Annotated in this window: 15 protein-coding genes, 2 tRNA genes, 2 pseudogenes and 1 riboswitch; of the genes and pseudogenes, 11 read left to right on the forward strand and 8 right to left on the reverse strand. The window is 59.2% G+C overall.

The genetic code is table 11. The features are described from left to right. Positions 1-181 precede the first annotated feature (181 nt). Positions 182-1,903, forward strand: coding sequence for a response regulator (locus E4Q23_RS01545; protein WP_169065004.1), 1,722 nt, complete (start codon positions 182-184; stop codon positions 1,901-1,903). Positions 1,904-1,974: 71 nt separating this feature from the next. On the opposite strand, the gene E4Q23_RS01550 is transcribed toward E4Q23_RS01545, so the two are convergent. From E4Q23_RS01550 to rpmH, 7 genes are all read right to left on the reverse strand, one after another. After that, complete coding sequence (locus tag E4Q23_RS01550) at positions 1,975-2,754, reverse strand: sulfite exporter TauE/SafE family protein (RefSeq protein WP_169065005.1); 780 nt, start codon at positions 2,752-2,754, stop codon at positions 1,975-1,977. Beyond that, positions 2,755-3,516, reverse strand: a complete 762-nt coding sequence (locus E4Q23_RS01555) for a methyltransferase domain-containing protein (protein WP_169065006.1) — start codon at positions 3,514-3,516, stop codon at positions 2,755-2,757. It lies immediately after the preceding gene. A 63-nt stretch (positions 3,517-3,579) separates the two neighbouring features. Further along, the gene (mnmE, locus tag E4Q23_RS01560; protein WP_169065007.1) at positions 3,580-4,956 is read right to left on the reverse strand and encodes a tRNA uridine-5-carboxymethylaminomethyl(34) synthesis GTPase MnmE; all 1,377 of its coding nucleotides are present in this window, start codon (positions 4,954-4,956) and stop codon (positions 3,580-3,582) included. Beyond that, on the reverse strand, positions 4,922-6,625 hold the full coding sequence (gene yidC / locus E4Q23_RS01565; RefSeq protein WP_169065008.1) for a membrane protein insertase YidC: 1,704 nt from the start codon (positions 6,623-6,625) through the stop codon (positions 4,922-4,924). Before yidC ends, mnmE begins: the two co-directional genes overlap by 35 nt. Positions 6,626-6,651: 26 nt before the next feature. Continuing rightward, on the reverse strand, positions 6,652-6,861 hold the full coding sequence (gene yidD / locus E4Q23_RS01570; RefSeq protein WP_169065009.1) for a membrane protein insertion efficiency factor YidD: 210 nt from the start codon (positions 6,859-6,861) through the stop codon (positions 6,652-6,654). A 7-nt stretch (positions 6,862-6,868) separates the two neighbouring features. Continuing rightward, positions 6,869-7,282 carry a ribonuclease P protein component gene (rnpA, locus tag E4Q23_RS01575; protein ID WP_169065010.1) on the reverse strand — a complete coding sequence of 138 codons (414 nt, stop codon included), beginning with the start codon at positions 7,280-7,282 and terminating at the stop codon, positions 6,869-6,871. Beyond that, the gene (gene rpmH / locus E4Q23_RS01580) at positions 7,279-7,413 is read right to left on the reverse strand and encodes a 50S ribosomal protein L34 (RefSeq protein WP_081444259.1); all 135 of its coding nucleotides are present in this window, start codon (positions 7,411-7,413) and stop codon (positions 7,279-7,281) included. Before rpmH ends, rnpA begins: the two co-directional genes overlap by 4 nt. A 326-nt stretch (positions 7,414-7,739) precedes the next feature. Between rpmH and dnaA the strand changes: the two are divergent. The 7 genes and pseudogenes from dnaA (at position 7,740) to E4Q23_RS01615 (ending at position 20,666) form a co-directional block, all read left to right on the forward strand. Next, positions 7,740-9,144: pseudogene (gene dnaA / locus E4Q23_RS01585) on the forward strand (chromosomal replication initiator protein DnaA). Positions 9,145-9,366: 222 nt separating this feature from the next. Further along, positions 9,367-10,497 (forward strand): DNA polymerase III subunit beta, encoded by a 1,131-nt coding sequence (gene dnaN, locus E4Q23_RS01590; protein WP_169065011.1) that lies wholly within the window; start codon positions 9,367-9,369, stop codon positions 10,495-10,497. 65 nt (positions 10,498-10,562) lie between these two features. Next, entirely contained in the window at positions 10,563-13,031 is a 2,469-nt protein-coding gene (gene gyrB, locus E4Q23_RS01595) for a DNA topoisomerase (ATP-hydrolyzing) subunit B (RefSeq protein ID WP_169065012.1), read from the forward strand. 389 nt (positions 13,032-13,420) lie between these two features. Next, positions 13,421-14,008 (forward strand): hypothetical protein, encoded by a 588-nt coding sequence (locus E4Q23_RS01600; RefSeq protein WP_248595183.1) that lies wholly within the window; start codon positions 13,421-13,423, stop codon positions 14,006-14,008. A 929-nt stretch (positions 14,009-14,937) separates the two neighbouring features. After that, a pseudogene (locus E4Q23_RS01605) lies at positions 14,938-17,452 on the forward strand (sodium-translocating pyrophosphatase). Positions 17,453-17,570: 118 nt separating this feature from the next. After that, entirely contained in the window at positions 17,571-18,335 is a 765-nt protein-coding gene (locus tag E4Q23_RS01610) for a hypothetical protein (RefSeq protein ID WP_169065013.1), read from the forward strand. A gap of 84 nt (positions 18,336-18,419) precedes the next feature. Next, positions 18,420-20,666, forward strand: coding sequence for a 6-phosphofructokinase (locus E4Q23_RS01615; RefSeq protein WP_169065014.1), 2,247 nt, complete (start codon positions 18,420-18,422; stop codon positions 20,664-20,666). On the opposite strand, the gene pyrF is transcribed toward E4Q23_RS01615, so the two are convergent. Beyond that, a complete protein-coding gene (gene pyrF, locus E4Q23_RS01620; RefSeq protein WP_169065015.1) occupies positions 20,663-21,484 on the reverse strand; it encodes an orotidine-5'-phosphate decarboxylase in 822 nt (273 codons plus the stop codon). The two genes, E4Q23_RS01615 and pyrF, sit on opposite strands and share 4 nt — an antisense overlap. 123 nt (positions 21,485-21,607) lie before the next feature. Between pyrF and E4Q23_RS01625 the strand changes: the two genes are divergently transcribed. The 3 genes from E4Q23_RS01625 to E4Q23_RS01635 all read left to right on the forward strand — a co-directional run bounded on the left by E4Q23_RS01625 (position 21,608) and on the right by E4Q23_RS01635 (position 22,413). Further along, positions 21,608-22,219, forward strand: a complete 612-nt coding sequence (locus E4Q23_RS01625) for a toluene tolerance protein (protein WP_248595184.1) — start codon at positions 21,608-21,610, stop codon at positions 22,217-22,219. A 17-nt stretch (positions 22,220-22,236) separates the two neighbouring features. Continuing rightward, positions 22,237-22,312 (forward strand) — tRNA-Ala (locus E4Q23_RS01630). 25 nt (positions 22,313-22,337) lie between these two features. Next, positions 22,338-22,413 (forward strand) — tRNA-Glu (locus E4Q23_RS01635). A 258-nt stretch (positions 22,414-22,671) separates the two neighbouring features. Continuing rightward, positions 22,672-22,770, forward strand: a riboswitch (TPP riboswitch). Positions 22,771-22,784: the final 14 nt, after the last annotated feature.

The following is a 22,784-nucleotide window of genomic DNA, read 5'->3' on the forward strand; positions in this document are numbered from 1 at the left end:
AATCGTTCGACGGGCTGGGCGCTTGCGCCCAGAATTCCCCGTCTCATCCCCGACCCTTCTCCCGCGCGGCAAGAAGGGAGGTTTGTGAGTCGCTTGCGCGACTTTCACATCATTGCCCTCGCGCGCCGGGGCCTGGTTTCCTTGCTTGCCCGCCTGGGCGCGGTCGGGTAATGTGCCAGCCATGATGAGAGCCGAAACCACCGCCGAGATGCTCCACAAGATGAGCAAGGAACTGGCCCACAAGCGAGCCTTGTTGATCGATCGCTATCCCAACGCACGCAATTCGCTGCGCATCATGCTTTCAGCGCTGGGGGTTACGTCAGTGCACAATGCCGGCACCACGGCTGAAGTGCTCCGTCAGGTCCGCAGCCACCATTTCGACATCATCCTCTCGGACTACCAGCTCGAGGACGGACGCGATGGCCAGCAACTGCTCGAAGAGCTGCGCCAGCAACGCCTGGTGGCGCTAGCGACCGTCTTCATGCTGATTACCAGCGAACGCGCCTATCACAACGTCGTGTCGATCGCCGAGCTGGCCCCGGATGACTACCTGATCAAACCGTTCACCGCCGACGATCTGCACGGCAGGCTGGTGCGCGCACTGTACAGAAAGCAGTTCTTCGCAGCGCTCTACGAGCCTCTCGAGAACGGCGCTTTCAGCGACGCATTGGACGCCTGTGAACGCCTGCTCGCTCAGGATAGCGGCTTCCTCTTCGACCTGCTGCGCTTCAAGGGCGAGATCCTCAATGTGCTCGGGCGCCCGGCGGAGGCGCAAGCGGTCTACCAAGAGGTCCTGCAACAACGCATGGTCCCCTGGGCGCGCATGGGTCTGGCCATCGCCCTGCGCAGTCAACAGCATTTGCGCGAAGCCGAAACCGTCGCCCAGGCGCTGATCGAAGACTTCCCCGAATTCATGGCGGCCTACGACTTCGTCGCCGAGGTACGCGAAGAAATGGGCAAGCTGCGCGAGGCACAGGAAGCCCTGCAGTCGGCGACGATGATCTCGCCCAACAACACGGCCCGGCAGCGGATGGTCGGTGATGTGGCGGCACGAAACCACGATTTCCAGGCTGCCGAACGCGCCTACGGAAAAGTGCTCGAGCGCCGGCGTGGGTCCTCGCTGAACAACATTGACGACTACTCCAATCTCGCGCGCGCGATGATCGATCTGGGGCACGTCGAAGGCGCCAAACGAATTGCCGACGAACTCCGCCGCGACTGGCGCGGCAGCAAGCAGGGCGAGCTGGCGGCACTGGTCATGGACGGGCTCTGTGCGAACAAGGAGGGTGACCCGACCAAAGCCCAGATGGCCATCGAGAAAGCGCTCGTCTTGCATGATGGCTTGAAGGCGGACGGTAAAGACACCCTGGTATCGAGCAAACTGGCTCTCGATCTGGCGCATGCCTGCCTGGCCACCGGCAAAGAAGCCATCGCCCAGGAGATGGTGCGCAAGGTTGCCGCCGAGAACCACCAGGACCGCGCGATGATTGCCCAGATCGAAAGCATCTACGCCAAGGCCGGCAAGGAAGAGGCGGGCAAGGCGCTACTCGCGCAGGTCGGCAGGGAAATCGTCGAACTCAACAACCGCGGCGTCCTTGCCGCCCGCGGCGGCGATCTTGATGGCTCGGTGAAGCTGCTCATGGAGGCTGCCGAACGGGTACCCAACCTGCAGTTCCTGATCAACGCCAGCAAAGCCATTTTTACCCTGCTTGAAATCAAGGGATGGAATCCAGCGCTCGCCAAGCGTGGCCTTGGTTACCTGCGCACAGCCCAGGAAAAGGACTTGCGCAACCCCAAGGTAATTTCGGCGCGAGAGATGTACGAGCGCGTTTCACGCAAGTACGGAATTGCCGTCGTCCCCTTGACGGCGACGCGCAAGCAGGCCGAGCAGCCCCGCACTTAGACGAAGCTGTCGTCGGATGGCGACTGCCTAACTGTACGGCGACCAGCGCCGGACCAACCGGCAAGACAAGCTCAAGCGAAGGTATCGTGGGCGAATTTGATGATAAACAGGCTGACAACGCACAAAAACACCTTCCGAACGAAGCCACTGCCGTGCCGCAGCGCAAGATGGGTGCCGATCAATGAACCGAGGATGTTGCAACTGGCCATCAGAATCGCCAGACCCAGCAGTATATGGCCGTTGGGGAGAAAGTAGCCCAACGCCGCGAGGTTGGTGGCGACGTTCACCACTTTCGACGCCGCCGAAGCGTGCAGGAAATCAAAACCGAAGAAGCGAATAAAGAGAAAAATCAGGAAACTGCCGGTACCCGGCCCGAAGAAGCCATCATAAAAGCCGATTGCGCCGCCAACGATCAGCGCGTAGATCAATTCACGGCGACCGGTGTGTTGCGGCCGGTGAATGGCACCAAAGTCGCTACGCACAAAGGTATAGACGGCCGCGCCGATGAGCAACAAGAGGATCAACGGCCGCAGCAGTTCCGGTGGCATCCAGGCGACCGCCGCCGCGCCGAGATAGGAGAAAGCAAACGCCGCCAGCGCCGCCGGCAGGGTCGTGCGCCAGGGCATGTTGACCCGGCGCGCGTAGCGCCAGGCGGCATTGCTGGTGCCGAAGACGCTGGCGAACTTGTTGGTGCCAAACAAGGTCGCAGGAATTTCATTCGGCAAGGTGGTGAACAACGCCGGAATCTGGATCAGGCCGCCCCCGCCAACGACCGCGTCGATGAAGCCGGCAAACAGCGCGGCCGTCCCCAGGGCAAGAAAAATGGATAGTTCGGCGGCGGTGAATTCCATTCAGCGCTGCGCCACGAAGAAGAGCCGCTTGAAGGGGAACAGGGTATGACCATCACTGCCGCGCGGATAGACCACCGCCAGCGGTGCGCGATAGGCGGCCAAAAACTCTTCTTTGGCGACTGCGTCGAGGCGCGCGAGATAGGGAAGCAAGGTCGTTCCCTTCATCCATTCGATGATTGCGTCGTCACCGCTGAGCACCTGCCAGTAGATGGTCTCCCAGATCTCCAGATGACGACAAAGCGGCGACAACAGGCGGTGGTATTCGGCCGGAGAAAGGACCTTCCCCAGCGCTATGCCGGCTAGCGACTGTTGCCAGCGATCATCGTCAGCCAGCTTGCGCAGAATCTGATGCGACGGTGCAGCAAAGTTCGAGGGCATCTGCACGGCCAGCACGCCACCCTCGGCGAGCTGCGCGATCAGCCCGGGCAGCAGCTGCGGATGATCGCCAAGCCAATGCAGCGCAGCGTTCGAGAAAATAAGATCAGGCGCAAGCCTTGGCCGCCAGTCGACAATATCGCACTGCTGCCAGTCGATCGGCGAGGCGGTCGATGCGGCTTTACGGAGCATAGCCGCGTCCTTGTCCACGCCGACGATCACGGCCTGTGGCCAATGTTCGGCGAGCAAGCGGGTGATGTTGCCGGCGCCGCAGCCGAGGTCAAGGACATTCTTGGGGCCGATGGTGCCAAGCCGGGCGATCAGATCAAGTGCCGGTCGCCGCCGTGCTTCGACGAATTTGAGATATTGCTCGGGGTCCCAATTCATTCCTTGAAATCCTTTGTGGTGACGTGAGCAGCGCAGTCGACGGCAGGAAGGTCAGCAACGCCCTTATTTGCCGATACAGAAACGCCCGAAGATCTCGCCGAGCAGGTCGTCGGCACTGAACTCGCCAGTAATCGTCGCCAGCGCCAGTTGTGCAAGACGCAGTTCTTCTGCGAACAGCTCCAGCCGGGGTAGTTGCGCCTGCGCTTGCTCGATGCGCCAGCGTGTTTCGCTCAAGGCACCCAAGTGGCGTTCGCGAGCGATGAAAACGTCTTCAGCCGGATGCCAGCCGGCAATGTGCAGCAAGGCCCGGCGCAGGAGTTCTAGGCCTTCGCCCGATTTGGCCGAAAGGGCAATGACCACACCATCGGCGTCGTCGACAGCGGCCGCGCCGCGGCCAGCAAGATCGATCTTGTTATGCACCGTTACCCGGGCAAGGTGGCCGGGCAGTTGCGCCAGAATGGCGCGGTCGGCGTCAGCAACGCCGCTGCGCGCGTCTACCAGCAAGACGACGACGTCGGCGCGCTCGATCTCGCGCCAACTACGTTCGATACCGATCTGCTCGATCGGGTCTTCGGTTTCACGCAGGCCCGCAGTATCAATCACGTGCAGCGGGATGCCTTCGAGCTGCAGGGTGCCGCGCACGACGTCGCGAGTGGTTCCCGGCAAAGCCGTAACGATCGCTAAGTCGTCGCCGGCAAGACGATTGAGCAGGCTGGACTTGCCAACGTTTGGCTGGCCGGCGAGGACGACGTGTAGACCACCCTGCAGCAGACGACCCTGCTGGGCACGGTTGAAGACCAGTGCCAGGCGCTGTCGCAGGCGATCGAGACGGCCGAAGGCATCGGCGGCTTCGAGGAAATCGACTTCCTCTTCCGGAAAATCGAGGGTCGCCTCGACTAGCGCGCGCAGTTCGATCAGCTGCTCCAGCAAGGAATTGATTTCGTGCGAGAACTCGCCCTGCAGCGAGCGCACGGCGCTGCGCGCAGCAGCGGCGGTTGCCGCGTCGATCAGATCAATGACCGCTTCAGCTTGTGCCAGATCGAGCTTGCCATTGAGGTAGGCGCGGCGAGTGAACTCGCCTGGCTCGGCCAGGAGTGCGCCGAGTTCGAGGCAGCGCGCCAGGAGCATCTGCATGACCACCGGCCCACCGTGGCCGTGCAGTTCGAGAACTTCTTCGCCGGTAAAGGAATTCGGTCCGGGAAAGTAGAGCAGCAGGCCAGTGTCGATGACGCTGCCGTCGCCGGCCCTGAAAGCAGCGAGCGTCGCCAGGCGAGCGGCAGGCCGCTTGCCGCTGAGTGCCGCGGCGAAGTCGAGGAGCTTCGCTCCTGAGACGCGGACGATGCCGATTCCACCACGACCAGGGGCGGTCGCGATGGCGGCTATGGTCGCTGCCGTTTTTCCCGGCTCAGACTTTGGGATCGTTGGCGGCTTTCGCGCCACCTGCCATCATCCGCGTGATCTGCCATTGCTGGGCAATCGACAGGGTATTGTTGACCACCCAATAGAGCACCAGACCGGCCGGAAAGAAGAAAAACATGGCGCCGAAGATGAACGGCATCATCATCATCACTTTGGCTTGAATCGGATCCGGCGGCGTCGGATTAAGCCGGGTCTGGATGAGCATCGTCACGACCATGATGACCGGCAGGACGTAATACGGATCGCTCGCCGACAAGTCGGTGATCCAGAGGATCCACGGCGCATCACGAATTTCGACGGCACCCAGTAGGGCCCAGTAGAGAGCGATAAAGACGGGGATCTGCACCACAATCGGCAGGCAGCCACCGAGCGGATTTATTTTTTCGCGTTTGTAGAGCTCCATCATTTCCTGGTTGAGCTTCTGTCGATCACCAGCGTGGCGCTCCTTGAGCTTGACCAGAAGCGGTGTCACGTTGCGCATCTTGGCCATCGACTTGTAGCTGGCTGCCGATAGCGGAAAGAACAGCAACTTGATACCGACGGTAAGCAGGACGATCGCCCAGCCCCAGTTGCCGACCACTTTGTGAATCGCCTGCAGACACCAGAAGATCGGCGCGGCGATGATCGTCAGCCAGCCGTAGTCAACGACCAATGGCAAACCCTGTGCACCAATTCCACCTTCAGACGTGGGCAATGCCAGATGGTCGAGCTTGCTTTGCAGTTGCGGACCCGCATAGAGCGGAACAGAAAAAACCACCTTGGCGCCGGGCGCGGCGACCGGTACCGGGACAATCACTCCAGCGGTTATCGCCGGGCTAGTGGCGCTGTCCAGCTTGCGCATGTAGTACTCGCGGGCGAGCTTCTCCGGTGGTACCCAGGCAGCGACAAAATAGTGCTGGATCATGGCGATCCAGCCGTTGTCGGCCTGCGTGACAAACTTGGCTTTGCCCGCTTCGACAGCGGAGAAATCGACTTTCTGGAACTTCTCCTGCTCGGTATAGACGGCGGGCCCGGTGAAGGTCATCACCATCCGGCTCTCGCCTTCAGGTGGCGCCGTATCGCGCTGGAGTTGATAGTAAGCGTGCGCCGCGACCTGCTTCTCGCCACCATTGTCGATTTCGTAGCCGACATCGATCAGATAGCTGCCGCGGGTAAAAGTATAGATTTTTGTTACCTTGACACCATTGCTGGGCGCTGCCTCGAGGCGCAGCTGCAGCGTCTTGGCCTCGCCGCTGAGTTCTCGGTCACCGGGGACGACCGAGAAGACGGTCTTGTGGCTTGGCAAGCCTTCGCCGATCAAGCCACTTTGCGCGGCATACTGGTGACGTCGGTCGAAAAGAGCGAAATCCTTGCTCTTGCTCTCCGTGTCCTTGTATTCGTCCAGGGTCAGGCGAACGATATCACCTCCCTCTGCCGAGATCTCGGCGACAAAAAGGTCGGTCCTGATGGTCACCGTCTCACCCGTTGGCATAAACGGAACGGCGGCGGCGCCGGGTACCGTCGGCACCGGCGAATGCAGGCTTGCCGATGGCTGCGGCGCTGCCGGGTCTGCCGTCGATCCGGGAGCCACTGCCCCGGCTGTCGCTATGGGTGCGACTGGTGGAGGCTGATTGTATTTCTGCCACGCATCCCAGAGCATGACCAGCGAAAAGGAGAAGACCAGCAACAGGAGCAGGCGTCGGTTATCCATGAAAGCCTATACGATTCGATTGATGTTCAGGGTACGGGGTCAAAACCACCCGGATTCCACGGATGACAGCGGAAAATTCTCTGCAGGGCAAGGCGTACTCCCTTGCCGGTGCCATGTTTTTCAAGGGCTTCGGCCGCGTACTCGGAACAGCTTGGGAAGAAGCGGCAACGACTCCCGAGAAAGGGACTGATCGCGTAACGGTAAAAGGCTATCAGCGCGAGCAACAACTGTTTCATCGGCCCATCATCGAGGTGAGGTCATCTTGCTCAGCAGGCGCTGGATTTCCAGCGCCAAAGCTTGGCGTTCAACTGCTTTCGGCTTGGCCGCCAAGCGCAGCACGAAATCGTTGCAGCGAAGACGGGCACGCAGCAAGCGGAAATGCTCTCGTGCCAGTCGCTTGACCAGATTGCGATCAACCGATCGGCGCAGAAAGCGCTTGGCGACGACCAAGCCAAGCCTGGCTCCGGCTATGTCGTCTGCGTCACGAGGGCGGTAATGTAGCAGAAAATGCTGGCTTTTCAGCGCCTTCCGGAAACCAAAAACGGATGAGTACTCATCCGTTTTCAACAGGCGGTAGTGCTTTGGAAAAGCTGCGGCGGCAAACGAAAGATTGCCGACGGAATCAGCTGAATCAGCTGAATCAGCGCTGCCGTTCAAACGGCAAGACGATGACGACCTTTGGCGCGACGGGCACGAATGACGGCGCGACCGCCACGGGTGGACATGCGGACGAGGAAGCCGTGCGTGCGCTTGCGACGAACCACCGACGGTTGATAAGTGCGTTTCATGGTTAAACCCTTGAAGTCATAGCGAAGTGAACGGGTAATTAGACAACCTGAGGGTAAAGCTTGTCAAGGCCATATTTTCAATGAAGCTGTGGATAACTTCGGTCTGACGGGTTAAAATTGTCGTTTGAACGCTCGTGACAAGATAACAATTGCGAAGCGTAGAGGGTCAGCAGCCGGTCTTCCTTACCAGCACCAGGGGGATAGCCTGCAGCAGGCGGGGATTGTGGTCCATCTCGATGATTTCCAAGCTGTCTTGTCATGGCGAACGGTCGCCGTTACGTTTCTGCGTCGGCCCAACACTTCGGAATGTCAGTACATGACTATTGATGGTTAGCTTCTGGTCCGCCTGTCTGAGCCAGTTCGAGCAGGAACTTCCGCCTCAGCAATTCAGTACCTGGATCCGTCCCCTCGTTATGCAAGGGGAGGATGACTGCGCGCGTGGCTTGCGGCTCCTGGCGCCCAACGGTTTTATTCTCAAGTGGGTCAAGGAACGCTATCTGGCACGGATCGAAGAGTTGGCGTGCGAGCACTTTTCGATGCCGGTCAACATCGTCTTGAGCCTCGGTGAGCGCGTCGCACCGCCACGGCAGCAAGCGCCGGGGACAAACAGCACTTCGCCACGGGTTGATAGCCGCTCGACGGCTGCAGGAACGGCAGCCGCCATCAGCAGCACCTCGCTCGCCGCGAGAGACCGTACAGCCTACGAAAAAAACGCGCTTGATCAAGACCTTTACCTTTGAGAACCTGATCGTCGGCAAAGCCAACGATCTGGCGCGCGCCGCTTCGCGACAGGTTTCAATCAACCCTGGCGAGACAACCTACAACCCGCTTTTCATTTATGGGGGTGCCGGTCTCGGTAAGACGCACCTGATCCACGCCATCGGCAATCACATTCTCGATAACTATCCCGAAAGCGTCGTTCGTTACGTCCATGCCGAGGACTATTATTCGGATGTCGTGCGCGCGTACCAGCAGAAGTCCTTCGACGTCTTCAAACGCTACTACCGCTCGCTTGATGTACTGCTGCTCGACGATGTCCAGTTCTTCAACGGCAAGAATCGGACCCAGGAAGAATTCTTTTACGTTTACAACGCGCTGAGCGAAACGCGCAAGCAGATCGTGATCAGCTGTGACACCTATCCGAAGAACATTTCTGGCCTTGAGGATAGGTTGATCACACGCTTCGATTGGGGCTTGACCGTACAGATCGAGCCGCCGGAAACGGAGATGCGGGTGGCGATCCTCAAGAAGAAGGCGGAAGGGGATGGGGTCGCCCTCGACGACGAGGTGGCATTCTACATAGCCAAACATCTACGCTCCAACGTCCGCGAGCTTGAGGGCGCACTCAAAAAAGTGCTCGCCTACTCGGCGTTCCACGGCCTCCTGATCTCGCTGGACCTAGCCAAGGAAGCGCTCAAGGACGTAATTGGCGCAGTCAACCGCCAGATCACTGTCGACAACATCCAGAAGACGGTTGCCGACTACTACAAGATCAAGGTGGCGGACCTGTTCTCAAAAAAGCGGACACGAGTGATCGTCCGACCACGGCAGATCGCCATGTGGCTGGCCAAAAATCTGACCACGATGAGCTACCCGGCCATCGGTGGCGCCTTCGGCGGTCGCGACCACACCACCGTGCTGCACGCGGTACGAACGATCGATGATCTGCGCACCAAGGACAACGAACTCAACCATGATGTGCACGTGCTGCAGCAGGTCCTCAAGAGCTAGGGCGAAGCATGTAGTGAGATGTAGAAGTTCGTGGAAAAAAATGCCGACAGATAGTGGATAAAGGGAACAGAAGGACCCTGTGGATAAATTGTTAGATTTGGCCCACAGGCGAAGACAGGCTTTTTTCAGCTCTAGAAATAGACGCAAGTCTCTGAATATAAGCGTAAATAGCGAACTATCAACAGACTTGTTCCGACTATAGTCTTTATAGGATTTATATATATGCTTCTTATTAAAACAAGACGCGACACTCTGCTGGCACCGTTGCAGGCCGTTTCGGGGATAGTTGAGAAGCGTCACACCTTGCCCATCCTGTCGAACGTCTTGCTCGAAAAGCGGGGCGATGTGTTGACCCTTCTGGCCACCGATATAGAAATCCAGATCACCAGTTCGAGCAACGATGCGACCGGTGATGGCGATGGCGCGGTGACGGTCGGCGCGAGAAAGCTGCAGGAGATTCTGCGTTCCTTGCCAGAAGCCGCCGAAGTGAGCCTGGTTCTGGATGACCGGCGCCTGCAGGTAAAGGCTGGCAAGAGTCGGTTCAGTCTGCAGACCTTGCCGGCTGATGACTTTCCGTGCCTGGCGGTGGCCGAGGGCGAAGTCAAGCGTTTCACTGTCGAGCAGAAGGCGTTCCGCAGCTTGCTGGCGCAAACGCAGTACGCGATGGCGACGCAGGACGTACGCTACTACCTGAACGGGCTTCTGCTGCTCTTTGATGGCAGCGAGCTGCGCGCCGTGGCCACGGATGGACATCGTCTGGCCTACGCCAGCATGCCGCTCGAAGACGCTCCCCAAGCCTTGCGGGCCGAAGGTGCCGCGCGCCTGGAATTGATTCTGCCGCGCAAGACGGTGATCGAACTGAACAGACTGCTCGTTGATAGCGACGAGGCGCTTTCGATCGAGATGCTGCCGAACCAGATTCGTTTCCAGTTCGGCCATATTAGCTTGATCTCAAAGCTGATCGACGGTCGCTTCCCGGACTACGAGCGAGTCATTCCGGCGAGCCTGAGGAACGTCGTTTCGGTCAGTCGCACGCTCTTGCTGCAGTCGATGGTCAGGGCGGCGATTCTGACCAATGAGAAATTCCGCGGCGTTCGTCTGATGCTTGCGGAGGGCTCACTCAAGATCATGGCTGCCAACGCCGAGCAGGAAGAAGCGCTGGAAGAGATCGAAGTCGAGTACGATGGAGAAGCACTCGACGTCGGTTTTAATGTCGCCTACCTGCTCGACGTGTTGAACAACCGCTCGGAGGAAACCATCGAATGGGGCTTCAACGACGCTAATTCAAGTGCGCTGTTGACCATTCCTGGCAACGCGCGATTCCGCTACGTGGTTATGCCAATGCGCATCTGAGGGGATGCGCGGGCCGAACAGCAACACCAGTGCTTAAACCGACGACAGATAGTTTGGATCAAAGAATGAGTGAAGAAAACGAGCAACCCGCCTACGACGAAACGAGCATCCTGCAGCTGGAAGGCCTGGAGGCGGTGCGCAAGCGCCCGGGGATGTACATCGGTGACACCTCTGATGGGACGGGTTTGCACCACATGGTTTTCGAGGTCGTCGATAATGCCATTGACGAGGCGCTGGCCGGTCACTGTGACGACATTGTCATTACCATTCATGCTGATAATTCGATTTCGGTGACCGACAACGGGCGTGGAATCCCGACCGGTGTCAAGTTCGATGACCGTAACGAGCCGAAGCGGTCGGCCGCGGAGATCGTGATGTGCGTGCTGCACGCGGGTGGCAAGTTCAACCAGAATTCGTACAAGGTTTCTGGAGGTTTGCACGGAGTTGGCGTTTCCTGCGTTAACGCCTTGTCCAAGTGGCTGCGGTTGACCATCCGCCGAGATGGTCAGAAGCATTTCATCGAGTTCAACCGTGGCAAGGTCGTCGACCGTCCACTCGAAATGCAACGGGGAGTGGAGGTATCACCGACGAGGATCCTTGGCCACACAGAGAAACGTGGCACCGAACTGCACTTCATGGCCGACGAGGAGATCTTCGGCGAGGTCGAGTTTCACTACGAAATCATAGCCAAGCGTTTGCGCGAGCTGTCGTTCCTCAACAATGGCGTGAAGATCCGCCTGATCGATCAGCGCAACGGCAAGGAAGAAGACTTTGCTTTTCTGGGCGGTGTTCAGGGTTTCGTCGAATACATCAATCGCAGCAAGTCGGTACTGCATCCGAATATTTTCCATGCCGAAGGGGAATCGCTGAGTGCCAATGGCCCGATCAGCGTCGAAGTGGCCATGCAATGGAACGACAGCTACGCCGAACAGGTTCTGTGCTTCACCAACAACATCCCGCAGGCTGACGGTGGAACGCACATGACCGGTCTGCGGGCGGCGATGACGCGGGTCATCAATCGCTATATCGAAGAAAACGAGATTGCCAAGAAGGCCAAGGTCGATATCGCCGGCGACGATATGCGTGAAGGCCTGGCCTGCGTGCTGTCGGTGAAAATGCCCGATCCGAAGTTTGCTTCGCAGACGAAGATGAAACTGGTTTCATCGGAAGCGCGGCCGGCGGTCGAAGAGGTGGTGGCGGCCAAGCTGAGCGAGTTTCTTCAGGAGCGGCCGCTTGACGCCAAGGTGATTACCGGCAAAATCGTCGAAGCGGCGCGGGCTCGCGACGCAGCCAGAAAAGCCAGGGAGATGACGCGCCGCAAGGGTTTGCTCGACGGCGTCGGCTTGCCCGGCAAGCTAGCCGATTGCCAGGAGAAAGACCCGGCGCTTTGCGAGCTATACCTGGTCGAAGGAGATTCCGCTGGCGGTTCTGCGAAACAGGGTCGCGACCGAAAGTTCCAGGCCATCCTGCCGTTGAAGGGAAAGATCCTCAACGTCGAGAAAGCGCGCTTCGACAAGCTTATTTCTTCGCAAGAGATCGTCACCCTGATAACCGCGCTTGGCACCGGTATCGGCAAGGATGAGTACAAGCCGGAGAAGCTGCGTTATCACCGCCTGATCATCATGACCGATGCTGATGTCGATGGTGCGCACATTCGTACCCTGCTGCTGACCTTCTTTTATCGTCAGATGCCCGAGTTGATCGAGAATGGGCACATGTACATAGCGCAGCCACCGCTGTACAAGGTCAAGCACGGCAAGACCGAGCGCTACATCAAGGACGATCAAGCGCTCAAGCAGTTTCTGCTTACTCTGGCGCTGGAGGGTTCCGTGCTCACACCGAAGAGCGCTGCGCTGGAGATTTCCGGGGCTGCTCTGGAAGAGCTGGCGCGCGAGTATCTGCTTGCCGAAGCGGTCATCAACCGTCTGTCGCACCTGATAAACCCCGAGGTGCTGCACGCTTTGATCGATGCCAATCTGAAGATTGACGTCAGTGACGAGGCGTCGGCAACAGCGACCGCAGTGGCTCTGATGGCAGCCGTCGGCGACAAGCTGGGGATCAAGATCTACGCGCGTTACGATGACGCCGAGGAGCGCTGGCAACTACGCCTCGAAAAGGTGCTGCATGGCAATCTCAGAGTTGGTGTCATCGATGAGGATCTCCTGGTCAGCGGCGATTACACGCAACTGCGCAAGACCGCCGAACTCCTGGCTGGCCTGTTTGGCCCTGGGGGCGTCGTGGTCCGCGGTGAAAAGCAGCAGGCAGTCGGCAGTTTTGCCGAAACGATGAAGTGGCTACTCAATGAAGTCGAGCGTACGGTCAGCAAGCAGCGCTACAAAGGGCTTGGTGAAATGAACCCTGATCAGCTTTGGGAAACGACCATGGACCCGAAAGTGCGGCGCTTGCTGAAAGTTCAGATAGAGGACGCGATTCGTGCCGACGAGATCTTCACGACCTTGATGGGTGAGTTGGTCGAACCGCGGCGTAACTTCATCGAGTCAAACGCTCTGGCGGCGAGAAATATTGACGTTTGAGTATTGTCGGATGGGTAAGACTCGAGACTTACCCGGCGAACTAACAAAGTATCTTCAAGCGGCTAGGCGCCGTAAGCCACACCTCGTATAATTCCGAAACAAGAGTCGTGGCCGCAGCATGAAAATCGCATTGGTCTAGGGGTAAGCGTCGTCGGTTTGTTGACGATGGCACCTTGTCCAGACAATCTCATCTTGGAGAAAGTACACAATCATGACGATACATCTCTACTTTTCGCTGGTTCCCGAAGCCCTGATCGCCTCGATGCTGGAACCGGAGGAGTTCGGGCAATACTACTCAACTGGCCACAGCTACAAGTCCAAAGGACAAGCGATTTTTTTTCGAGGTCGATGCAGACTTCCGTCATGAGTTCTTCAACATCGATGAGGGCTTGGAGCGCTGTGTTGCGCACCCCGATGGCACGCCCAAGAACTCGGTGTATATCTCTGTCTACCGGGTGCTGGAGCACATTCCGGTCAGCGCTCTTGGCAAGCTCTACCTGAGCACCGCCTACGGCCAGACCCTCGCCTTGAGCCGCACCGATGCGTTCCCAGAGAAAGGGAAGGGTTTGCACATGTATCAGGACCTGGCACCGGTCAACAGCCTGGTGGTCAGTGCGCAAGACCCGCAGACTTACTATGAAAAAGTTACCAGCCAGCCGAACAAGTTCATTCGCTTTCCCGGGCTGTGTTTTGTCGAATTGGGCCTGGGCGCACTAGCGACGGATCCCGGTGCCGGTGCCATCGGCGATCTCCCGTACTCGTTTGTGCACCACCTGCGCGAGGCCTTGCTGGAAGTGGATCCCAGCGGCAAGCAAAGCAAGCTGGTGCACCGGGTGCACTCACTTGAGTTCCCGTACCGGATGATCAAGAACGGTATTTATGTGGGTAACGGCCCTGATCTCGCCTTCTACGAAATGCCTTCGCATGAGGCTTTGCGACAGAACCACAGCCACTGGTGGCGCTCCTGCAATTTGTAAGCGCTGCTGTTGATGTGAAGATCGCGTAAGCGACTCGCGAAACTCTCGTCTCCCCTTGCGGATGAAGGGGTGGGTGGTGATAGGAGGAATTAAGGGAGCCGGGAGGAAGACTGTCCCGGCTTTTTTTTTGGCGCGAGCGGCAGCTACGCCTCTCGATTGGTTGGGTTAGCCTGTCGGCGGGGGAGCACGGCACTGCAGATTGTCGTGTCGGTGCGAGGAAAGGCGACGAGCTCGCCGCTGGCCTAGCGCTGCTGCTTGTGGCCAGCCTCACACTGCGCGTCACGCACGGATGTCCTGATGACGGCGAATTTCCGATGACCTCGCCACTCTCTTCTCGCAGCACCTTCGTCGTTCTCCGGATCTCGCCGGAGCGCAGCAGCGTGCATGCATGGCGTCTTTGGTAGACGCAATTCTGGCAGACAGAAAAATAGTTGATTCCCATTCGAAAGAATGCGAATTGAATTTTTCATGGATTATGCTCCGCTATCGGTCATGCCAAGTATGGCCACCTGAGCCCTCTATTCTCAAGCCGGCGACGCATTGGCAGCGAATATGCTGGATGAGCTTTAAAGGGGCGTAAACGGATTCCAAATTGTCACCTGAAAAATCGCTTCACCAGAGCGACGACATGCACTTGTACTAGCAGCAGGTGCGTACCCCGGTCTCCACGCAGGGCACTCATTGCCTTGATTTGTCAGTGAAAACAGCTTGGTGGCAACAATTAGGTGACGCTCGTAGCCTGTCTTCCAGAAGCAAGCATTTCTCACGAAAATAGGCTCCGCTAGTCACCGCTTCATGCGCTTGACACGGCTGATGCGGGCGAAGATACTCGCCGCGGCGGTATTGAATCTCGAGTCCTCCTGCCCTGCCAATCGGACACTTGGAAGGATATAGCGAGAAGATATTTACTCCATTTGGACTCCAAAATTATGACATTCGCGCAAAATGCGCTGCCGCCTCCGTGCGCCAGTTTCGTACGCTACCTCGTCCTGGCCTCACTTCTGGTTCTTGGCGTTACGTCATTGCCAGCTCTCGCAAGCACGGCGGGCCATGTTTCCGAAGTCAACCTGGTTCTGCCGGATCTTGCGGATAGTTTGCTGGTAAGCTTTCTCGGTGGGATGTCCGGCTCGACACTGCTTTCCTACGGGCTCGTGGTCGCCATTGGCGGCCTTTTTTTTCGGTGCCGTTATCTACCGCCGGATTCGTAGCCTGCCAGTGCATCGCTCGATGGCTGAAATCAGCGAACTGATCTACGAAACCTGCAAGACTTACATGATTACTCAGGGCAAGTTTCTGCTGATTTTGCAGGGCCTTACCGCGGTGATCATGATCGGCTATTTTTATTTCGTCCAGCAACTGCCGGTTTCCGACGTCGCTACGATCCTGGCGTTTTCGGTGATTGGTATTGCCGGCTCTTTCGGCGTGGCCTGGTTCGGCATACGCATCAATACTCTAGCCAACAGCCGTACGGCATTCGCCTCGCTGGTGGCGAAGCCCTATCAGATTTATTCGATTCCGATCACCTCGGGAATCTCCATCGGCATGCTGCTGATCTCGACCGAGTTGCTGATCATGCTTTGTATCATGCTCTTCGTCCCGGCTTCACTGGCCGGCAAGTGCTTCATCGGATTTGCCATCGGTGAGTCTCTGGGCGCCGCTGCACTGCGCATCGCCGGCGGCATCTTCACCAAGATCGCGGACATTGGTTCCGATTTGATGAAAATAGAATTCGGCATCCAGGAGGACGACGCGCGCAACCCCGGTGTGATTGCGGACTGTGCCGGCGACAACGCCGGCGATTCGGTTGGCCCGACCGCCGACGGCTTCGAGACCTACGGCGTCACCGGTGTGGCACTGATCACCTTCATCATGCTCGCCGTGCCGGAACCTGCCGTTCAGGTTCAGCTGCTGGTGTGGCTGTTTGCCATGCGGGTGATGATGATCGTCGCCTCGGGCATTTCATACGTCGGCAACCAGATGATCGCGCGGCGCCTGTATGGCGAAAAACAACGCTTCAATTTCGAAGCACCGCTGACCTCGCTGGTATGGATTACATCGGTAGTTTCCCTGATCATCACCTTCATTGTGTCCGATCTGCTGATTGGAAACTTCAGCGCCAACGGGACCGCCTACCCCGACCTGTGGTGGCAGCTTTCGCTGATCATCACCCTCGGCACGCTGGCGGGTGCGATCATTCCGGAGGTGGTGAAGGTATTCACCTCGACCAACTCCAAGCACGTTCGCGAAGTGGTGACCGCCTCCGAGGCCGGAGGCGCCAGCCTCAATATCCTCTCCGGCCTTGTCGCCGGCTACTTCTCGGCATTCTGGATCGGCGTGATCATCGTCGGCCTGATGTCCGCTTCCTACCTTCTCTCGCAGCACGAGCTGACAGCGGTGATCAATCCCGATTCCGCCAAGGCGGCGATGATGGCTGCGGTCTTTTCTTTCGGATTGGTCGCCTTCGGCTTCCTGGGAATGGGCCCGGTGACGATTGCTGTCGATAGCTACGGTCCGGTCACCGACAATGCGCAATCGGTCTATGAGCTGTCGATGATCGAGCAGGTTCCCGGTGTCGCGGCTGAAATCAAGAAGGATTACGGCGTCGATGTGGACTTTGCTGCGGCAAAGTTCCTGCTCGAGGAGAACGATGGGGCTGGCAACACTTTCAAGGCCACCGCCAAACCGGTGTTGATCGGCACCGCCGTCGTCGGCGCGACGACCATGGTCTTTTCGATCGTCATGCTGCTCACTGGTGGCTTGACGGAAAACCTCGACAAGCTCTCTTTGTTGCACCCACCGTTCCTGCTCGGCCTGGTCGCTGGTGGCGCAACGATCTTCTGGTTTTCCGGTGCCAGCACCCAGGCCGTATCGACCGGTGCCTACCGGGCCGTGGAGTTCATCAGCACCCACATCCGACTCGATGCTGTGGTCAAGGCGTCGCACAAGGACAGCAAGAAGGTCGTGGAAATCTGTACGATCTATGCCCAGAAGGGGATGTTCAACATTTTCATGGCGGTGTTTTTTGGGACCCTGGCCTGCGCCTTCATCGAACCGTTCTTCTTCATTGGCTATCTGATCTCGCTGGCGATCATCGGTCTCTACCAGGCGGTCTTCATGGCCAACGCCGGGGGTGCCTGGGACAACGCCAAGAAGATCGTCGAAACCGAAATGCACGCCAAGGGGACTGATCTGCACACGGCGTCGGTGGTTGGCGACACCGTCGGCGACCCATTCAAGGATACCGCCTCGGTGGCCATGAACCCGATTATCAAGTTCACCACGCTTTTTGGTCTGCTGGCTGTCGAGATGGCGGTCGGGCTTCAGGCACAGGGACAGCAGGGAGTAGTATTTGCGCTGGCCGCCCTGTTCCTGGTTGTTAACCTCGTTTTCGTCTTTCGCAGCTTCTACGGCATGCGCATCCTCGCCAAAAAGGCTGCCGCCTAGCCGTACACTGCGTGGGTGCTACGCGGGAGGCCAGGGAGGAGGGCTTCGCGGGGTAGCACCGACGTGGCGCTCAACAAGAATGTCGAACAAGCTCGACTATTTCAGGGAGGATTCAAATATGGCCATGCATCTCTACTTTTCGCTGATTCCCGAAGCATTGATAGCATCGATGCTGGAACCCGAGCAGTTCGGGCAATACTATGCGACTGGCCACAAGTTCAAGTCGAAGGGGCAGGCCTTGTTCTTCGAGATCGACCCGTCCTTCCGTCATGAATATTTCGATATCGACGGCGCATTCGCACGCTGTTTGGCGAAAGCGGATGGTACGCCGAAGAACTCCGTCTACATCTCGATGTATCGGGTCATGGAGCATCTATCGATGGCTGCCATCGGCAAGCTCTACCTGACCACCGCGATGGGCGCGACCCTGGGTTTGAAGCGTGCGGGCGGGCTGCCTCAGCCGGACCAGGAACGGCACATGTTCCAGGATCTGGCACCGATCAACAGTCTGGTGGTCAGCGTGCTCGAGCCGGCAAAGTATTACGCGGACGTGACCACCCAGCCATCGAAGTTTTTTAGCTTTCCCGGGATGTGTTTCGTCGAACTCGGACTCGGCCCGCTGGCTCGCGATCCGGAGAACGGCCAGGAAGGCGATCTCCCCTATACCTTCCTGTTGCACCTGCGCGAGGCCTTGCTGGAACTGCAGCCAGGGTCAAAGCAGAACAAGCTCGTACACCGCGTGCACTCGCTTCAGTTCCCCTATCGAATGGTCAAGGAAGGTTTCTATCTGGGTATTGGCGAGCAGCTCGTCCATTATCCGATGCTCTCGCACGAGGTGCTGCGCAAGGATCACAGCAACTGGTGGCGTTCGGCCAATCTCTGACCCCAACGCGCGCATTGGGGAGAAGCGAGATAGGGGAGTCGCGCAGGCGACTCTCACAACAACAGTTGAAGGAAGGTCGTATCGATGGTCAGCAATCTCTCAAGCACCATTGGCGTACTGACTAGCGGCGGTGATGCCCAAGGCATGAACGCCGCAGTGCGCGCGGTGGTTCGCTCGGCGCTGAACCGGGGCGTCGGCGTGCACGCCATTCTGGAGGGCTATCAGGGGATGGTGGATGGCGGTGAGCGCATTCGCTCCCTGTCCTGGGATGATGTCGGAAGCATTTTGAACCGCGGTGGAACGATCATCGGGACGGCCCGCTGCCCAGCGTTTCGCGAGCGGGAAGGTCGCCTGATTGCCGCCCGAAACCTGCTCCAGCACGGGATCGACCGGCTGGTGGTGATCGGCGGCGATGGCAGCTTGACCGGTGCCAACCTGTTTCGCCAGGAGTGGCCTAGCCTCCTGGCGGAGCTGGTCGAGCGCGGCGATATTGACGCGCTGACCGCGCAAAGGCACCCGGCGCTGATGATTACCGGTTTGGTGGGTTCGATCGACAACGACATGGTCGGCACGGACATGACCATTGGTGCCGATACTGCGCTGCACCGGATCGTCGAGGCCATCGACGCCATTACCAGCACCGCCGCCAGCCACCAGCGCACCTTCGTGGTCGAGGTGATGGGCCGCCACTGCGGCTATCTGGCGCTGATGAGCGCCATCGCCGGCGGTGCGGACTACGTCCTGATCCCGGAAAGCGCACCGCCAGAAGACTGGCAGCAGGAGATGTGCGAGCGTCTGCGCAGCGGTCGGGCGGCTGGTCGGCGCGATAGCATCGTCGTCGTCGCTGAGGGGGCCTGCGACAAGGAGGGCAAGGGGATCAGCAGCGACCAGGTGCGGCAGGTGCTGCAAGACCGGCTTGGGGAGGACACGCGCGTGACCATCCTCGGCCACGTGCAGCGCGGCGGCAAGCCGAGCGCCTTCGACCGTTGCATGAGCACGCTGGTCGGCCATGCCGCCGTCCAGGAGCTGTTGGCGGCCACCGTGGACAGCGAACCGCAGATGGTCGGCATGCGCTATAACCGGGTACGACACGCACCGTTGATGGAATGCGTCGAGCAAACTCACGCCGTGGCGCGCAGGATCGCTGAGCATGATTATGCGAAAGCGATGGAGTTGCGTGGCAGCAGTTTCAGCGAGATGTTTCAGACCTTCAAGGCCATGGCCGGCGCGCCGCCGAGTGTCATACCGCCGGCGCGCCCGCGCCGGCTCGCCGTGTTGCACGGCGGCGGGCTTGCGCCAGGCATGAATACCGCGGCTCGCGCCGCTGTTCGGCTGGGACTGGATCGTGGCCACACCATGCTCGGAGTACGTGGCAGTTTCGAGGGTCTGCTTGCCGGCCGGATCGAGGAGTTGAGCTGGGGCGACGTCGAAGGGTGGGCGGCGATGGGCGGCGCCGAACTGGGGACGACGCGGCAGGCGCCGACCGTCGAACAGCTCTACGCAGTCGCACGGGCGCTGGAAACGCACCAGATAGACGGTTTGCTGATCATCGGTGGCTGGCTGGCCTACAGGGTCGCCCACAATCTGTACAGCGAGCGGGAACGCTATCCGGCCTTCAAGATTCCGATCATTTGCCTGCCGGCGAGTATCGACAATAACCTGCCCGGCTCCGAGTTGAGCATAGGCGCCGACACCGCGCTCAATGTCATCGTTGAGGCCCTCGACCGGATCAAGCAGTCGGCGATGGCCGCTCGGCGTTGCTTCGTGGTCGAAGTCATGGGCCGCTATTGCGGCTATCTGGCGCTGATGAGCGGTCTTGGAAGCGGCGCTGAGCGCATCTATCTGCCCGAGGAAGGGGTTTCCCTCAAGGACCTGCAAGCCGATGTGGAACGGATGATCGAGGGCTTTCAGGGCGGTCGGCGTTTCTATCTCACGATTCGCAACGAGCGCGCAAACGCGCAGTACACCACCGATTTTATGTGCCGGCTGTTCGAGGAAGAAGGCCACGGCCTTTTCGACGTGCGTCAGGCGATCCTGGGTCACGTTCAGCAGGGCGGCAATCCCTCGCCGTTTGACCGTGTGCTGGCGACTCGCCTGGCTGCACACGGTATCGATTTCCTGACCCGAGAACTGGATCGGGGTTCTGCGACCGGGGCCTATATTGGCCTGGTCGAAGGCAGAGTGACGATCTCCCCGATCAAGCGCATGCACGACGAGGTCGATCTGCAGCATCGGCGGCCGACGGAGCAATGGTGGCTCGATTTGCGGCCGGTCATGGAGGCCGTGGCGCGCCCGAGGAAGGAAGCTTTGGATGCCGCTCGCCGCCTTTAAGCCGGGTGGCGACAGGCATTGATGGCGTCGCGAGTGTCCACCGCCACGCGCCGCGCGGCGTTGGCGAAATCTTCACCGTTTCCGGCATAGAGGATGGCGCGCGAGGAATTGATCAGCAGGCCGTCGCCCGTAGCGGTACAGCCGGCGCGGACGGTGGCTTCGATGTCGCCGCCCTGTGCGCCGATTCCCGGCACGAGCAGGGGCATGTTGCCGGTGAGTTCGCGGACGCGGGCGATTTCTCCCGGGAAGGTGGCGCCGACGACGAGCGCGCACTGGCCGCTCTGGTTCCAGTCGCCGCTGACCAGGCGGGCGAGGCGCTCGTAGAGCTTTTCGCCACCGACGTCGAGGAATTGCAGGTCGCTGCCGCCGGGGTTCGAGGTTCGGCAGAGCAGGATAATGCCTTTGTCGCCGTAAGCCAGATAGGGTTCGATGGAGTCTCGCCCCATGTAGGGGTTGACCGTCAGCGCGTCCGCTTTGAAGCGTTCGAAGGCCTCTATGGCGTATTGCTCGGCGGTACTGCCAATGTCGCCGCGCTTGGCATCGAGGATTACCGGTATCGTCGGGTGAGCGCTGTGGATGTGGGCGATCAGTGCTTGCAGCTGTTCTTCGGCGCGTTGTGCGGCGAAATAGGCGATCTGCGGCTTGAAGGAGCAGACCAGATCGGCGGTGGCGTCGACGATTGCTTTGCAGAAAGTGAAAATGGCGTCAGGCTGGCCGCGCAAGTGGGCCGGGAAGCGCGCTGGGTCGGGGTCGAGGCCGACGCACAGCAGGCTATTGCGGTCCTGCCAGGCGGCGTTGAGGGCGTGCATGAAGTTCATCGGGTGATCATCGCTGGTAAGAAAAACTGCATTCTAACGGCCACGACTCGATCAGATGGCGGCGATCCTGCCTTGCCTTCGGCGAAAAAGGTAGACTCTGAGTCTTTTGAGTACGGAGGCAGCTTGAAGACACTGGAGCACGACGTCTACCTTGCCATGCGCGCCGGGGCGGCCGTTCTTGAGGCAGACGGTTTTGGCGACAAGGTCCTGCGGCTTGCTGACGGGACGATCCTCAAGCTTTTTCGCCGCAAGCGCCTGTTCTCGTCGGCAGCCTGGTCGCCCTATGCACAACGCTTTGCCGACCATGCCGAGGCTCTCCACCAGCGCCACATTCCGGCGCCGGTGATCATCGCTGTGTGGCGAATTCCTTCGCTTGGGCGTGACGCTGTGCACTACCAGCCGCTGGCCGGGAAGACGCTGCGTGAAATGCTGCGCGAGGGCCTCGACCCGGCGATCGAGCCGGGCTTGAAAGCGGCGTTCACGGATTTCATCATTCGTTTGCATGAAGCCGGGGTGTATTTTCGCTCCTTGCATCTCGGCAACGTGGTTTACACGCCCGATCAGGAATTCGGGCTGATCGATATTTCCGACGCGCGCATTGGGCCGCGCTCGCTGAGCAAGCAGCTACGCGCGCGCAACCTGCGCCGCTTGCAGGGCATCGACGGAGAGAGCGACTGGGTGAATTACTCGGTGGTTATGAACGGCGCTTTACAAGGCAGGCCTCGAACCCTATAATGCGCGCTTCTTTCGCGGGGGGTATAGCTCAGCTGGGAGAGCGCTTGCATGGCATGCAAGAGGTCCGCGGTTCGATCCCGCGTACCTCCACCAGCGAGTCGAAAGATGTCAGTTCCGGGTCCCCATCGTCTAGAGGCCTAGGACACTACCCTTTCACGGTAGGTACCGGGGTTCGAATCCCCGTGGGGACGCCAGCGCTACTGCAGTTCTTGCAGGCGCCGCGCACGATCGTGGCTTCGCTTGCCACATGCCGGGAAACCGGGGCAGCCATCGCGTGCTCGGTTTTTGGTGCCAAATCCATAGCTTACGATGGTCAGTGCGTCGCCATTGACTCGACAGTTGTCCGACGATCGCCAAATAGACGGTGTCCGCGGAGTGCCTTTCCGTAGCAGCGAGCGCCGCCGAAAGATATCAATATTCTTGCTAAAGTCCTGCGATTCCAGTAACTTGGGTGCTCACGTTGGGGGTGCCGCGCTGCTCGGGTGTGGCTGAGAGAGTCCCTTCGAACCTGTACGGGTCATGCCGTCGTAGGGAAGCGGAGCGCACCATGTTTGCTTTGTGCGCA

Origin of the sequence: Candidatus Accumulibacter phosphatis, from assembly GCF_012939955.1 — a bacterium.
Lineage (GTDB): Bacteria > Pseudomonadota > Gammaproteobacteria > Burkholderiales > Rhodocyclaceae > Accumulibacter > Accumulibacter delftensis.

Coding starts and splice junctions, on each gene's coding strand:
- E4Q23_RS01545 (WP_169065004.1), top strand. CDS start 182: ATGATGAGAGCCGAAACCACCGCCGAGATGCTCCACAAGATGAGCAAG.
- E4Q23_RS01550 (WP_169065005.1), bottom strand. CDS start 2,754: ATGGAATTCACCGCCGCCGAACTATCCATTTTTCTTGCCCTGGGGACG.
- E4Q23_RS01555 (WP_169065006.1), bottom strand. CDS start 3,516: ATGAATTGGGACCCCGAGCAATATCTCAAATTCGTCGAAGCACGGCGG.
- yidC (WP_169065008.1), bottom strand. CDS start 6,625: ATGGATAACCGACGCCTGCTCCTGTTGCTGGTCTTCTCCTTTTCGCTG.
- yidD (WP_169065009.1), bottom strand. CDS start 6,861: ATGAAACAGTTGTTGCTCGCGCTGATAGCCTTTTACCGTTACGCGATC.
- rpmH (WP_081444259.1), bottom strand. CDS start 7,413: ATGAAACGCACTTATCAACCGTCGGTGGTTCGTCGCAAGCGCACGCAC.
- dnaN (WP_169065011.1), top strand. CDS start 9,367: ATGCTTCTTATTAAAACAAGACGCGACACTCTGCTGGCACCGTTGCAG.
- gyrB (WP_169065012.1), top strand. CDS start 10,563: ATGAGTGAAGAAAACGAGCAACCCGCCTACGACGAAACGAGCATCCTG.
- E4Q23_RS01610 (WP_169065013.1), top strand. CDS start 17,571: ATGGCCATGCATCTCTACTTTTCGCTGATTCCCGAAGCATTGATAGCA.
- E4Q23_RS01615 (WP_169065014.1), top strand. CDS start 18,420: ATGGTCAGCAATCTCTCAAGCACCATTGGCGTACTGACTAGCGGCGGT.
- pyrF (WP_169065015.1), bottom strand. CDS start 21,484: ATGAACTTCATGCACGCCCTCAACGCCGCCTGGCAGGACCGCAATAGC.